Annotated in this window: 12 protein-coding genes and 5 pseudogenes; 10 read left to right on the top strand and 7 right to left on the bottom strand. The window is 23.8% G+C overall.

The annotated features are described in order from the left end of the window. Window positions 1-96: 96 nt before the first annotated feature. Entirely contained in the window at window positions 97-1,215 is a 1,119-nt protein-coding gene (locus AAHH39_RS10715) for an Mbov_0401 family ICE element transposase-like protein (protein WP_342218067.1), read from the top strand. A 703-nt stretch (window positions 1,216-1,918) separates the two neighbouring features. Here the strand turns inward: AAHH39_RS10715 and AAHH39_RS10710 are convergent. Further along, window positions 1,919-2,540: pseudogene (locus tag AAHH39_RS10710) on the bottom strand (IS5 family transposase); the annotation flags it as partial. A 171-nt stretch (window positions 2,541-2,711) separates the two neighbouring features. After that, window positions 2,712-2,879: pseudogene (locus tag AAHH39_RS10705) on the bottom strand (transposase); the annotation flags it as partial. Between AAHH39_RS10705 and AAHH39_RS10700 the strand changes: the two are divergent. The 3 genes from AAHH39_RS10700 (at window position 2,861) to AAHH39_RS10690 (ending at window position 5,001) form a co-directional block, all read left to right on the top strand. Further along, window positions 2,861-3,430, top strand: a complete 570-nt coding sequence (locus AAHH39_RS10700) for a hypothetical protein (RefSeq protein WP_342218066.1) — start codon at window positions 2,861-2,863, stop codon at window positions 3,428-3,430. The pseudogene AAHH39_RS10705 and the gene AAHH39_RS10700 sit on opposite strands and share 19 nt — an antisense overlap. Before the next feature lie 241 nt (window positions 3,431-3,671). Next, the gene (locus AAHH39_RS10695; RefSeq protein ID WP_342218065.1) at window positions 3,672-3,968 is read left to right on the top strand and encodes a hypothetical protein; all 297 of its coding nucleotides are present in this window, start codon (window positions 3,672-3,674) and stop codon (window positions 3,966-3,968) included. A gap of 88 nt (window positions 3,969-4,056) precedes the next feature. After that, window positions 4,057-5,001 (top strand): IS30 family transposase, encoded by a 945-nt coding sequence (locus tag AAHH39_RS10690; protein ID WP_342218064.1) that lies wholly within the window; start codon window positions 4,057-4,059, stop codon window positions 4,999-5,001. A 128-nt stretch (window positions 5,002-5,129) separates the two neighbouring features. On the opposite strand, the gene AAHH39_RS10685 is transcribed toward AAHH39_RS10690, so the two are convergent. The 5 genes and pseudogenes from AAHH39_RS10685 to AAHH39_RS10665 all read right to left on the bottom strand — a co-directional run bounded on the left by AAHH39_RS10685 (window position 5,130) and on the right by AAHH39_RS10665 (window position 7,626). Then, on the bottom strand, window positions 5,130-5,456 hold the full coding sequence (locus AAHH39_RS10685) for a hypothetical protein (RefSeq protein ID WP_342218063.1): 327 nt from the start codon (window positions 5,454-5,456) through the stop codon (window positions 5,130-5,132). 132 nt (window positions 5,457-5,588) lie between these two features. Further along, window positions 5,589-5,978, bottom strand: a pseudogene (locus AAHH39_RS10680) (transposase); the annotation flags it as partial. Between the two features lie 174 nt (window positions 5,979-6,152). Continuing rightward, window positions 6,153-6,998: pseudogene (locus AAHH39_RS10675) on the bottom strand (IS256 family transposase); the annotation flags it as partial. 47 nt (window positions 6,999-7,045) lie between these two features. Then, window positions 7,046-7,357: a hypothetical protein gene (locus tag AAHH39_RS10670; protein ID WP_342218062.1), complete on the bottom strand. Its 312-nt coding sequence runs from the start codon at window positions 7,355-7,357 to the stop codon at window positions 7,046-7,048. A gap of 2 nt (window positions 7,358-7,359) precedes the next feature. Beyond that, window positions 7,360-7,626 (bottom strand): hypothetical protein, encoded by a 267-nt coding sequence (locus AAHH39_RS10665; RefSeq protein ID WP_342218061.1) that lies wholly within the window; start codon window positions 7,624-7,626, stop codon window positions 7,360-7,362. 377 nt (window positions 7,627-8,003) lie between these two features. Here AAHH39_RS10665 and AAHH39_RS10660 point away from each other — a divergent pair, with 377 nt between their 5' ends. The 6 genes and pseudogenes from AAHH39_RS10660 to AAHH39_RS10635 form a co-directional block, all read left to right on the top strand. Further along, entirely contained in the window at window positions 8,004-8,948 is a 945-nt protein-coding gene (locus tag AAHH39_RS10660; protein ID WP_342218060.1) for an IS30 family transposase, read from the top strand. Between the two features lie 464 nt (window positions 8,949-9,412). Then, entirely contained in the window at window positions 9,413-10,846 is a 1,434-nt protein-coding gene (locus tag AAHH39_RS10655) for a hypothetical protein (protein WP_342218059.1), read from the top strand. Window positions 10,847-11,074: 228 nt separating this feature from the next. Then, window positions 11,075-13,081 carry a transketolase gene (tkt, locus tag AAHH39_RS10650; RefSeq protein WP_342218058.1) on the top strand — a complete coding sequence of 669 codons (2,007 nt, stop codon included), beginning with the start codon at window positions 11,075-11,077 and terminating at the stop codon, window positions 13,079-13,081. A 13-nt stretch (window positions 13,082-13,094) separates the two neighbouring features. Further along, window positions 13,095-13,331, top strand: a complete 237-nt coding sequence (locus AAHH39_RS10645; protein WP_252319938.1) for a YneF family protein — start codon at window positions 13,095-13,097, stop codon at window positions 13,329-13,331. Window positions 13,332-13,427: 96 nt separating this feature from the next. Beyond that, window positions 13,428-13,640, top strand: a complete 213-nt coding sequence (locus AAHH39_RS10640; protein ID WP_342217499.1) for a hypothetical protein — start codon at window positions 13,428-13,430, stop codon at window positions 13,638-13,640. Window positions 13,641-13,655: 15 nt separating this feature from the next. Continuing rightward, window positions 13,656-14,708: pseudogene (locus AAHH39_RS10635) on the top strand (IS256 family transposase); the annotation flags it as partial. Window positions 14,709-14,808 lie beyond the last annotated feature (100 nt).

Here is a 14,808-nt window from a genome sequence, read left to right as displayed (position 1 = left end):
AATTACACTTATATATGTTTATAATAAAAAAGTAAATTAATTTTTTAAATATATTTACAATAAATTTAAAATTTAAAAAAAGTTAGGAGAAAAAATATGAGTTTTAATTATTTATGAACTTTAAAAGAAGCAACAAAAAGAATGTATCAATCATTTAGAGATGATGTAAAAAATCAATGAGAAAAAACAGATTGAAGAATCTTAAAAGAAAGAGATAGAAAATATATCCCCGTTAAAATTAAAACAAGAACTAGAAATACTATCAATGGTCTTGTTACTTATAAATGTCGTGATTATAAATATTATGATGAACAATTAAAAAAATGAGTTCCTATTTGTTTATTAGATGAAAAATTGCAATTACCTAAATACAAAAGGACTTGTCAAGATATCAAAAATAATGTTATTGAACATTTTGCAGATGGAAAAAGGTATATTGACATTTTACATACTATGAAACAAACAAAATTTAGCACAACAAGTATTAGTAGATTATTTCAAGAATATCAAGTTAGTAAATTAGATGTTCCTAAAATAAAATTAGAACTAAATCAATTTATTTATATTAGTATTGATGATGGACATCGAAAGTTTTGAAAATTTAAACGAAATTCTGGTAAATATTCAATGCGTTTAGTGTTATTTTGTACAGATAATGTTAATCATAAATTAGTTAATAAAAGAGTAGATGTAATAATAAGACCAACAAAAACTAAAATTGGAGTTCAAAAAACTGCTGAATTTATTTTAGAACAAGGAAATAGATTTTTTGAAAATTTTGACCAAGCAAAAATCATTATTTGTGGAGATAGTGCAGAATGAATTAAAGATGTTGCTAATTATTTAGATGCACAATTTGTTTTAGATAAATTCCATTTAGTTAAAAAGTTGTATGTAGGAATTATTGCTGGAAACAAAGGAAAATATTTTGAAGAATATAATACTTGTAGAAACTTTATTCAAAATGGTCAATATGATGAATTAATAAAGTATATGAATGAAATATTAAAAAATCATAAAAAATTAAAAAAACAATATTTTAAAAATAATAAACAAGGAATTGAAAATCAAGGTGCAAAATGAAATATTGGTACTTTTGCTGAAAGTAATATTTGATATATTTTAAAAGAAATGCTTGGTAATAGAACATATAGCATAGATATTTATATTAAAATGGTTATTTTTAGGTGTAATCTTGTGAATTCTAAAACATAATCAAAATTTTTATTTTTATTAAAATATTAAAAACTTATTAATTAAAAGTTAATAAGAATTTTTGTTGTGTATTTATATTAAATTTTCTTATTGATTTTTTAATATTTGTATTTTAATTGAAATTAATTTAATTTAGTAGTAATATTTACTTACAATTGCATATAATTACAATTATTTCCTTTAATTTTGTAGAAAAGTAATGATACATGATAAAGTGTTATTTTTAGAGAATTTTTACACTAAATAATGTTATTTTTAACAAATTTTTAATTAAAAATAATATTTTAAGTGTAAATTGATGAATAATTTTTGGTCATCCATACTTTTCTACATAATTAAAAATTATTTCTTGTCTATAATTTAAAAGAAATGTTTAAAAAGTAATTATATCCTCCGTTTTTGTTACCGTCCCATAATTTTTCCTAAAGGAAAAAGAAATTTAGGTAAAATTTATATTGGACAAAACATAAGCGCTATAAATGATGATGAAAAAGTAAAAAAAGAAATTATAGATATTTTTAGTAATAAATATAATATAGATGTAACTAGTTTGGAAATTAAAATTGTTAATAATCAAAATGAAGCAATAATTACTTCAATAAATGAAGATATCTATATTGGAACAGTAAAGCTTAAGTATAGTCCTAATAGATCTTTTGTAACGTTAGATTATATTGTTCCTGATTTGAATATAAGAACCTGTTTAGAATCTTTTTAATAAAACTGAAATAAATGAAAGAACAACCATTTGTAAACTAGTATTTAGTTTTCTTTCACAATTTTTTCATAATCTTCTGTATTTTTCTAATCAAGCAAAGCTTCGTTCTACAATTCATCTTTTTGGTAATACTACAAAAGTATGTAATTCATTACGTTTTATCACTTCAACATTTGCATTTATGATTGTTTTGATTTCAGAAGCAAATTTTTCACCAGTATAACCAGCATCTACTATTATTTTTTGAACTGCAGAAAGATTTTCTTTTTCATTTTCAATCATTATTATAGCGCTATTACGATCTGTTTTTTCTGCTGTGGTTATGTAAATTGCATGTGGTAAACCTTGAGAATCAACAACAATATGACGTTTTATGCCTGAAATCTTTTTACCAGCATCATAACCTTTATTTTCAGTAGTATCTGTATTTTTAACACTTTGCGAATCAATTATACAAAAACTAGTTTGTTCTTTGCGATTATTATTGATACGAACTTTTTTAACTAATTTTTTTTAAAATTAATTACAATACACTAGGTTCTTTACCATTATTTTTACTTCAAATTTGAAAATAATAATATACAGTTTGTCATTTTGGAAAATTTTTCTTTAATTTTGTAGAAAAGTAATGATACATGATAAAGTGTTATTTTTAGAGAATTTTTACACTAAATAATGTTACTTTTAACAAATTTTTAATTAAAAATAATATTTTAAGTGTAAATTGATGAATAATTTTTGGTCATCCATACTTTTCTACATAATTAAAAAAATTTTTTGGTAGCATTCTTCATTGACAACCACTTTTTAATACATATAAAATTGCACAAAATACTTCATATAAATCTAAACTTCTTGGTTTTGTTTTCTTTTTGCTATTTTCTAAAATTGATTTTATGTTCTCAAATTGTTCTTTGGTGACATGACTTGGATAATTTTTATGCATATATACCTCTTATTTTAAAATATATAATCATTTTACATTATTTTCGAAAAGATTCTAAACAGGTTCTAAGAGATAAACAAGTTCCTACTTATTCTTATCAACATCATCAAGAAATTTTATTTGGAAAAAATGATATTTTAAATGATAATGAATTTAAAAATTTACTTGCTGTAAATGATTTTATTAATATTTTAAATGAACAAGTTAAATTTAAAGCAAGTGAAGAATCAAATAATGCTTTTAAAAAGTTAGAAAATAATAATGATAATTTTAAAGATTTTGAAGATTTAAAAAAACAATTTAATGATCATCATCTTTTATTTGATGGTAAAATTGATTTTGAATCATTTATTAAAACAATTAGTAATTATCATATAAGTGCAAACATTGATGAATTAAAAACAGGAATATGTCGTTTTTATAATATTTTAGCTCAATTATATGAAAAAAATAATGTTTTTAAAATGTTAGAAAAAATTGAATTAGATCAAAAATTGTGAGAACAGTCTAAAAATAAATATGTCAGGAGAAGCATATTTTGGTTCTTGTAATGATAATATGTGTAATACTAAAATAATACTTGATACAGATTTTAGCTTTAATTTTGTAGAAAAGTAATGATACATGATAAAGTGTTATTTTTAGAGAATTTTTACACTAAATAATGTTACTTTTAACAAATTTTTAATTAAAAATAATATTTTAAGTGTAAATTGATGAATAATTTTTGGTCATCCATACTTTTCTACATAATTAAAAGATTTTAGAGATATAAAGTATGGAATGGAAGTTATGGTACATGAATATGGTCATATTTTGGATTCTTTAATTCGTAATAAACAAAATAATAATTTTGATGCAAGAAAATATATGATTTCATCATTAGCAAACGGAACTAAGATTAATAATAAATCTTATCAAAAACTTTTAAGTTATGGTATTGTTAGAAGTTGATATGGAAGAACATCATATATTGATTTATTTCCAGAAGCTTTTGGTCGTTGAATAATGACTCCTGAACAAAATCGTGATCTTGGATGAGAAAAATTAGATAAATTTTTTCGAATAGATTTACTTAAATTATTATAATAACCTGAATTGTAAAATTAAAAAGGACACTTATATAAAAATTAAATTGTGTTAATTCTATAATTAAGAAAAGAAAGGAATTAGCACAATGTATAAGTATCTGACTATTGAATCAATAATAGCAATAAAAGAATATAAAAGTTATGGATTTTCGATTCGTAAAATAGCAAAAGCCATTGATTATAGTAAATCAACTGTACATAGAGTTTGTAGATTATTAAATCAAAACTTATTACCATTAGAAATATTGAATAAAATTCAAAAAAATAAACAAAATGCAGGTAGAAAATTAATAATTTTAACTTTAATAGAAATTAATACTATTAATCATTTGTTAATTACTAAAAATTATGCTCTTGATATAATTGCTAATTTTTTAAAGGAAAATAAAATAAAAAGTATTTCAACAAAAACTTTATATAACATGTTTAAAACAAATCAAATGGGTTTTGATGAAAATAACTTATTGAGAAAAGGAAAAAATAAACCTCACAAACAAAAAGAAACTAGGGGCAGAATTAATAATTGTAAGTCTATTCATGAAAGAAATTTAATCATTCCTAATATTAAAAATATAGAAGAATTTGGTCATTTAGAGGGTGATACTATCATTGGTAAAGATCATAAAAGTTCTATTATTACTTTAGCTGATATATGATCAAAAACCACAATTCCTTTAGCAACTAAAAATAATAAATCAGAAAATATTACAAAAAGTATAATAAAATTTATTTCAAAGTTACAAAAAGGAACAGTTAAAACTATTACTTTTGATCGTGGTAAAGAATTTAGTAAATGAAAATTAATCGAAAAAAATTGTAATGTTAAGATTTATTTTGCAGATCCTGGTAAACCTTGTCAAAGAGGTTTAAATGAAAATAATAATGGTATTTTAAGAAGATATTTACCAAAATCTACAGATCTATCTTCATATAAACAAAAAGATTTAAATACTATAGCATTTCAAATTAATTCTACACCCAGAAAATCACTATCTTATAAAAGACCAATAGATTTAATACAATTATTTTAAAAAACTGTCCCATTTATATTTACAATTCAGGTAACAAAAAATATATATTTATAATCATAATAAGGACAAAGTTTATTTTGTCCTTATTATTAATTTTGCTTATTAATTAAAAATTGTAAATAAAGTTATTAATTGTTCATTATGTTATGAAAATTAATGTTGTTTAATGCAATGTTAACATATGTCATACGACCAAATGAAGAATTTAAAAAACAATACCATTGAAAGTAAATATTATCATTATCATGTCAAAGATCTAAGTTAAGAGCAATTTCTGTTCCTCATTCTCCACCATCTTTAGTATTAATATAAGCAATAAAAAGAACATTAGCATTACCAGGGTTTTTATATTGTTCAATTTTTGCAGTATTAGTTGATAGTGTTGGACTACTTTCAATTCCTGTTGAAGTTGATACTTTGAAATATGAATTAATAAAAGAAAAAGTTGGATACATATTAGTAAAGGTATTTCAGTCTCTCGCATAATTACTTCACTTAACAATATTATAAACATTATAATTATCAGTAGCGATTGATGTTCCATTAGAGGCTTTTTAGAAATCTGTGTATCTTTGTTTTACAAAGTACTAGTTCAGATTAATTCTGTCTTCAAATTTTATCATAAAATGAGCAATTGCTGTATTTCAATTTTGAATAGGCAATGTTCATTTTTTTGTTATATTTTCAATTGCTAAATAAAATATTTTAAAAACTGACATATCATTAGGAAAAGCTTTTTTGTTTCTAATAACTTTTCGTAATTGACTATTAACAGATTCAATAGCATTTGTTGTATAAATTACTCTTTTGATTTCTGCAGGATAACTAATAAAAATCATCAAATTTTCTCAATTTTTATATCAAGATTTAGCAATTTGGGGATATTGTTTATTTCATTTACTTTCAAATGATTCTAAAGCTTGCATTGCTTGTTCTTCACTACATGCACTATAAATTGGTTTTAAATCTGTAACTAGAGTTTTTCTTTAATTTTGTAGAAAAGTAATGATACATGATAAAGTGTTATTTTTAGAGAATTTTTACACTAAATAATGTTACTTTTAACAAATTTTTAATTAAAAATAATATTTTAAGTGTAAATTGATGAATAATTTTTGGTCATCCATACTTTTCTACATAATTAAAAGAGTTTTTCGATGTTTGTATGAAACATATTTTAAACTATTTCGAATTTGATGAACAATGCATAATTGATGTTCTGTTTTAGGATAAATTGCTTGTATTGCTTCTGACATGCCTGTTAAATTATCACTACAAGCAATCAAAATATCATTTAAGCCTCGATTTTTCATTTCTGTGAAATTAGCTAATCAAAATTTAGCACCTTCATTTTCACTAATTCATAAGCCTAAAACATCTTTTTTACCTTCTAAATCAACTCCTAATGCTATATAAACTGATTTATTAATAATCCGTTTATCTTATCGAACTTTAACTACTATACAATCAAAATAAACAATCGGATAAACGCTTTCTAATGGTCGATTTTGTCATGTTTTGACATCATCAATAACATCATCAGTAATTTGACTAATAACACTTTCACTAATATCAGCACCATGATATAACTCTTGTAACTGCATTCTAATGTCAGATAGAGTCATACCTTTTGCATATAGTGAAAGCACTTGTTGATCAAAACCATCAAATCTTCGCTGTCTTTTTGCAACTATTACAGGAGTAAAATCACTATTGCGATCTCTTGGTACATCAATCTCAATTTTACCTTGTTGAGTTATTAATTTTTTTGAACTTGTACCATTACGAGCATTTTCAGTATTACTATGTTGATTTTTTTCATATCCTAAATAATTTTGCATTTCAGAATTCAACATTTTTTCAACTAAACGTTTTGTTAATTCTTTATATAAACCCCCTTCTTTAAAAACTGTTGTTAAATCTTCAGTATTTTCTAATAATAAATCTACTGCTTTTGATATTGGATCATTATTATTAATATTTTGTTTTTTAGCCATCTGTAACTCACTCTTTCTAGTCATTTAATTATATTTACTAGAATTAATTAAACATAGTTATTTTTGTAAGTTACACAGATTACTAAACATTGCCTTCCATTATGTCAATCTGAAAAAGAATAATTTATTTTATCATTAATAATATTATTAGTGTTTTTTCAATTATTATAATAAATAGCAACTAGATTATTACTTTTATCAAAAATTCAATTTAATGAATAGTTTTTAGTAGTTAATGTTAGTGGTGATTTATTCAAAAAATTATAAACATTTTGATTATCAATAATTAAATTAACAATGTTACTAGTTAATTGATTGTTAATTTGCCCTTTTAAACTAGTTTGATTAATAAAATACATTGCTAAGTTATTAGAGCTATTGTCTTACTAATTTTATTATCATGTGTTGCTTTAGCAATATAATATAAACCTAGTGTTTCATTTAGATTATTGCTATGTTCAACTTTATCAGCACCTGCTTGATTAGAAATATCAATATGTTTTTCAATATCACCTTGTTGAATATATTTTCAATTATTATAACCAGTAAAGTATGAATCAGAATATTCACTTTTACTATATGGATTATAATTATCTTTAATAATAGTTACTTTTTTGTGGCTGTTCATTTCTTGTTTTGTATTTTCAATATTTACTTTATCTTTATCAGGAATATTTATATTAGGGTTATAAACTAGGTTACCATAGTTATCTACTAAAAAAGTATTTCTTGCTTTAGGAAAAGTGTATTTTGCTAAAGATAATGTATCATAACTATAAAATTTATGATCTGTTATTGATTGATTAGTAATTCACTCACTATTGCTTAAATAGTTAAATTAGTTATTGAATGAAGTATTATTTTCTTCTAATTGATTTATTAGTATAGTATTTTCAATATTTTTATTATTAATATTGTTTCCTGAATTGTAAAATTAAAAAGGACACTTATATAAAAATTAAATTGTGTTAATTCTATAATTAAGAAAAGAAAGGAATTAGTACAATGTATAAGTATCTGACTATTGAATCAATAATAGCAATAAAAGAATATAAAAGTTATGGATTTTCGATTCGTAAAATAGCAAAAGCCATTGATTATAGTAAATCAACTGTACATAGAGTTTGTAGATTATTAAATCAAAACTTATTACCATTAGAAATATTGAATAAAATTCAAAAAAATAAACAAAATGCAGGTAGAAAATTAATAATTTTAACTTTAATAGAAATTAATACTATTAATCATTTGTTAATTACTAAAAATTATGCTCTTGATATAATTGTTAATTTTTTAAAGGAAAATAAAATAAAAAGTATTTCAACAAAAACTTTATATAACATGTTTAAAACAAATCGAATGGGTTTTGATGAAAATAACTTATTGAGAAAAGGAAAAAATAAACCTCACAAACAAAAAGAAACTAGGGGCAGAATTAATAATTGTAAGTCTATTCATGAAAGAAATTTAATCATTCCTAATATTAAAAATATAGAAGAATTTGGTCATTTAGAGGGTGATACTATCATTGGTAAAGATCATAAAAGTTCTATTATTACTTTAGCTGATATATGATCAAAAACCACAATTCCTTTAGCAACTAAAAATAATAAATCAGAAAATATTACAAAAAGTATAATAAAATTTATTTCAAAGTTACAAAAAGGAACAGTTAAAACTATTACTTTTGATCGTGGTAAAGAATTTAGTAAATGAAAATTAATCGAAAAAAATTGTAATGTTAAGATTTATTTTGCAGATCCTGGTAAACCTTGTCAAAGAGGTTTAAATGAAAATAATAATGGTATTTTAAGAAGATATTTACCAAAATCTACAGATCTATCTTCATATAAACAAAAAGATTTAAATACTATAGCATTTCAAATTAATTCTACACCCAGAAAATCACTATCTTATAAAAAACCAATAGATTTAATACAATTATTTTAAAAAACTGTCCCATTTATATTTACAATTCAGGTTTCCTAAAAAAGTTAAAGGTGGTATCACACTTAAAAAAAATAAATATTTATTCATAATTTTATACCTCTATTTTTTAAATAATTATTTAAAAAATTAATAATTATATATTTTATAACACTTTAGTCATTAAAAAGTGTTGATTTAATTATAAACATTTTATTTGAAATTAGCAAAAACTAAAAAACTTAAATAAATAATGTGTATTAAATGTACTTTATAATATGTTTCAATATTAATAATTTGCATATTAAATAAGTTCTTTTTTAAGTTATAATATTTATTTATAACCCAATCAAAAAAAATAATACGAATTTATTGGAAAAATATTATTATTATGATAATATTCTACAAAAGAATATAAAGTTTTTTAATCCTCTTATTTTAATTTTAAAATAAATGGGTTTTTTATTTTTAGAAAGGAAGAAAAAATAATGGCAGCTGAAACTTATATTAGAAAATTAAAACTATCGCCAACATTTGCATTCACAACACAACAAATCCGTTCATTGACAAAAGAGCAAAGAGAAGCGATTGATAAAAAACAAACACCAGTATTTACAATGGAACAAATGAGAATATTCACACTTGAACAAATGAAACAACTTGCAATTGATCCAGGTCTTATTGCTGAAGCCATGAGATTATCAGAAGAAGAACAAGTGGAACTGGCAAAAAAATTATCGTTAGAAAAAGAAAAACAATCTGACATAATAGTAAAAGAATTTAAAGAAACATCAATGCCCTCATCACAAACATTTAAAGTAGAGACAGAAGTAAAATTAGTTACTGAAGAGGAAATGCTAAAACAAGGAGTAAAACCCAAAGGAAGTATGATTATTCAACCTCAAATGCAACATACAAATAATAATCATCAAGAAAAGATAATAATTTCCGAACCAATCATTTCACCATCTCTTTATGAAAGTAGTTTAGATTTACAAGCAACCAATGAAGATGATGAATTTGGTTTTGTAGTTGTTGATGAACTTTATAAAACATTACAATCAGAAGAAGTATCTGAGAAAGAAAGAGAAGATATTGATAGAGCAATTGTATTAGAGGCTTTATCATTAAAAAGACAAGAAAGAAATAATAAAGCAATTGGTTTATATTTAGAAGAACAAGAAGATCTTGAAAAATCAGTACCATTATCCTTACAATTAGAAGAAGTATCTGAGAAAGAAAGAGAAGATATTGATAGAGCGATTGCATTGTCATTGCAAGACCAATTTAATGTAGAACAAGAGCAAGAAGATATTGATAGAGCGATTGCATTGTCATTGCAAGACCAATTTAATGTAGAACAAGAGCAAGAAGATATTGATAGAGTGATTGCATTGTCATTGCAAGACCAATTTAATGTAGAACAAGAGCAAGAAGATATTGATAGAGCGATTGCATTGTCATTGCAAGACCAATTTAATGTAGAACAAGAGCAAGAAGATATTGATAGAGCGATTGCATTAGAGGCTTTATCATTAAAAAGACAAGAAAGAAATAATAAAGCAATTGGTTTATATTTAGAAGAACAAGAAGATCTTGAAAAATCAGCAAAAACACAATCAAATTTAATGCAAGTAATCAAAAAATCTGAAATAGAAGAAATTAAAGTTTTAGAACAACAAAAAATAAATAAATTTTTAAATTTCTTAATTAAATTAGTAACTTTTGGAAAAATTAATAAAAATAAGAAAATTGAAATAGAAATTAGTAAAAAATGAAAAAAAATATCAGAATCATGTAGTAAAAAGCCAAAAACAAATCCAACATTATTTTCAAAATCATTTAATAAACAACAAGTAAACAATGAATCAGCAAACCTACCATTAACAAACTTAAATAAACCAAGAACATCACAAATGTAAAATATTAAGAAAAGAGTTATCTTATTTAAGATGAAATATTATTTTTTTATCTTGGGGTGACCTTTTCTTTTTTAATTTGTTCAAAGATTCAATTTAGTTAAAATAAAATTATATTTTTTGTCATTATTATTTATACTTTTTTAATTATTTTTAAAAAATTACCTATTTTATTAAGAATATTGTTAATATTATATTAAATAATAACTATTAAAAATTTAAGGAGAAATTATGGAAAATAAAATTAATTTAGATAAATTAACTATTAATTCAATTCGTATGTTAGGAGTACAAGCAGTTAATGCTGCTAAAAGTGGCCATCCTGGTATTGTTTTAGGTGCTTCACCAATGACTTTTTCTTTATTCAAAAATCATTTATCTTTTAATCCAAAAAATCCAAAATGATTTAATCGTGATCGATTTGTTTTATCAGCAGGTCATGGTAGTGCTTTATTATATTCAATATTACATCATGCTGGTTATAAATATACAATCAATGATATAAAACAATTCCGTCAATTAAATAGTAATACACCTGGTCATCCCGAATATCATTTAGACTATGGAGTAGAGACGGCTACTGGACCATTAGGTCAGGGTATCGCTAATGCTGTTGGAATGGCGCTTACTGAGAGTTTTCTTAGTGCTAAATATAATCAAAAAGATCTTAATATTATTGATCATTATACATATGCAATTTGTGGTGATGGTGATTTACAAGAAGGTATTGCGCAAGAAACACTTAGTTTTGCTGGACATTTTAAGTTAAATAAACTAATTATTTTATATGATTCAAATGATGTTCAATTAGATTCATCTGTTAAATTAGTATATTCAGAAAATTTAAAAATGCGTCTTCAAGCATTAGAGTGAAGTTATTTAAAAGTTGAAGATGGTGAAGATGATAAACTTATTTCTGAAGCTATTAAAAAAGCAAAAGTTAGTGATAAACCAACTTTAATTGAAATTAAAACTATAATTGGTTATGGGGCTAGTAAACAAGGAACACCGAGTGTTCATGGGTCTCCTTTAATGGAAGATATTAAAACAGTTGCTAAAAATTTAAACTGAGAATATCCTGAATTTACTGTTCCAAAAGAAGTAAGTACTTACTTCACACAAACAGCACTTAATCATGGTTCTAAAATAGAATTAGTTTGAAATCAAAAAGTTGAAAAATATGCAAAATTATATCCAAAATTGTATAAAGAAATTAAATCAGCATTGAAAAATGAAATTTTTAATGAAGATTATCAATTAAATAAAATTGATTGAACTTCAATTATTGGGGTAAATCCACAAGCAACAAGAGTAGACTCTGGTAATATTTTAAAACTTTTATCAGCTCATTGTCCAACATTAATTGGTGGTAGTGCTGATTTAGCTGGCTCAACTAAAGCATTAGTAACAGACAAAGACTTTCTACCTCTTGATCATTCAGGAAGACATATTCATTATGGAGTAAGAGAATTTGCAATGGGTGCTATTGTTAACGGTATGACTTTACATCAAGGCACAATTCCTTTTGGCTCTACTTTTCTTGTGTTTAGTGATTATCTAAAGCCTGCATTACGATTAGCAGCTTTAATGTCAATTCCATCTTTGTTTATTTTTAGTCATGATAGTATCGCAGTTGGCGAAGATGGTCCTACCCATGAACCAGTTGAACAACTAACAATGTTAAGAACTATTCCTAATTTTAATGTAATTCGCCCTGCTGATACAAAAGAAACAATTGGTGCATATTTAATGGCATTATCTAGTAAAACTAACCCTAGTGCTATTATTATTACTAGACAAAATTTACCACAACTTGCAAATAGTAATATTGAGGCAGTTCAAAAAGGTGCTTATATTATTAGTAAAGAGAATAGTAGTAAAGCTTTAGATTTAATTATTATTGCTACCGGTAGTGAAGTTTCATTAGCTATTGCTAGTCAAGAACAACTATGAAATGATCAAAAACTTAATGTTCGTGTAGTTTCAATGCCTTCTACTTTTATTTTTGATAAACAAGATAAAACATATCAAAATAAAATTTTACCTAATGATATTATAAAAGTTGCTATTGAAATGGGTTCTAAAGATAGTTGATATAAATATATTGCAGGTAATGGCTTTGTTATTGGCGTAAGTACTTTTGGTATTTCTGCTCCTGATAAGGTAGTACTAGAAAAATATGGCTTTACATCAAATCAAGTGTGTGATAAACTTAATAAGTTTTTAAACAGTAAGTAAGGAGAAATTAATAATGATGGTTTGGTGAGCAGTATTAATCATTGGCATTGCTAGTGCGTTAATTGGTGGATTAGTTGGTTTTATTGTTACTAAGAAGATTTTCGAAAAACAATTACAGAAAAATCCTCCTATTAATGAAAATATGATTCGTGCAATGTATTTACAAATGGGGCGTAAACCTACTGAATCTCAAATTAAATCAGTAATGCAAGCAATGAAACGTCAACAAAGTACTACTAAAAAACGATAATTTTTATTAAATATAAATTGTAAAATGGCAATGTTTAGTAATCTGTGTAACTTACAAAAATAACTATGTTTAATTAATTCTAGTAAATATAATTAAATGACTAGAAAGAGTGAGTTACAGATGGCTAAAAAACAAAATATTAATAATAATGATCCAATATCAAAAGCAGTAGATTTATTATTAGAAAATACTTTTAATTATGTAGAAAAGTATGGATGACCAAAAATTATTCATCAATTTACACTTAAAATATTATTTTTAATTAAAAATTTGTTAAAAGTAACATTATTTAGTGTAAAAATTCTCTAAAAATAACACTTTATCATGTATCATTACTTTTCTACAAAATTAAAGGAAAATACTGAAGATTTAACAACAGTTTTTAAAGAAGGGGGTTTATATAAAGAATTAACAAAACGTTTAGTTGAAAAAATGTTGAATTCTGAAATGCAAAATTATTTAGGATATGAAAAAAATCAACATAGTAATACTGAAAATGCTCGTAATGGTACAAGTTCAAAAAAATTAATAACTCAACAAGGTAAAATTGAGATTGATGTACCAAGAGATCGCAATAGTGATTTTACTCCTGTAATAGTTGCAAAAAGACAGCGAAGATTTGATGGTTTTGATCAACAAGTGCTTTCACTATATGCAAAAGGTATGACTCTATCTGACATTAGAATGCAGTTACAAGAGTTATATCATGGTGCTGATATTAGTGAAAGTGTTATTAGTCAAATTACTGATGATGTTATTGATGATGTCAAAACATGACAAAATCGACCATTAGAAAGCGTTTATCCGATTGTTTATTTTGATTGTATAGTAGTTAAAGTTCGACAAGATAAACGGATTATTAATAAATCAGTTTATATAGCATTAGGAGTTGATTTAGAAGGTAAAAAAGATGTTTTAGGCTTATGAATTAGTGAAAATGAAGGTGCTAAATTTTGATTAGCTAATTTCACAGAAATGAAAAATCGAGGCTTAAATGATATTTTGATTGCTTGTAGTGATAATTTAACAGGCATGTCAGAAGCAATACAAGCAGTTTATCCTAAAACAGAACATCAATTATGCATTGTTCATCAAATTCGAAATAGTTTAAAATATGTTTCATACAAACATCGAAAAACTCTAGTTACAGATTTAAAACCAATTTATAGTGCATGTAGTGAAGAACAAGCAATGCAAGCTTTAGAATCATTTGAAAGTAAATGAAATAAACAATATCCCCAAATTGCTAAATCTTGATATAAAAATTGAGAAAATTTGATGATTTTTATTAGTTATCCTGCAGAAATCAAAAGAGTAATTTATACAACAAATGCTATTGAATCTGTTAATAGTCAATTACGAAAAGTTATTAGAAACCTGAATTGTAAATATAAATGGGACAGTTTTTTAAAATAATTGTATTAAATCTATTGGTCTTTGAGGCTTTTTAGAAATCTGTGTATCTTTGTTTTACAAA

It is taken from the genome of Spiroplasma endosymbiont of Amphimallon solstitiale (assembly GCF_964030965.1).
Lineage (GTDB): Bacteria > Bacillota_I > Bacilli_A > Mycoplasmatales > VBWQ01 > Spiroplasma_E.
The sequence above is the reverse complement of the archived record's forward strand: the minus strand, read 5'-3'. Positions and strand labels throughout refer to the sequence as shown.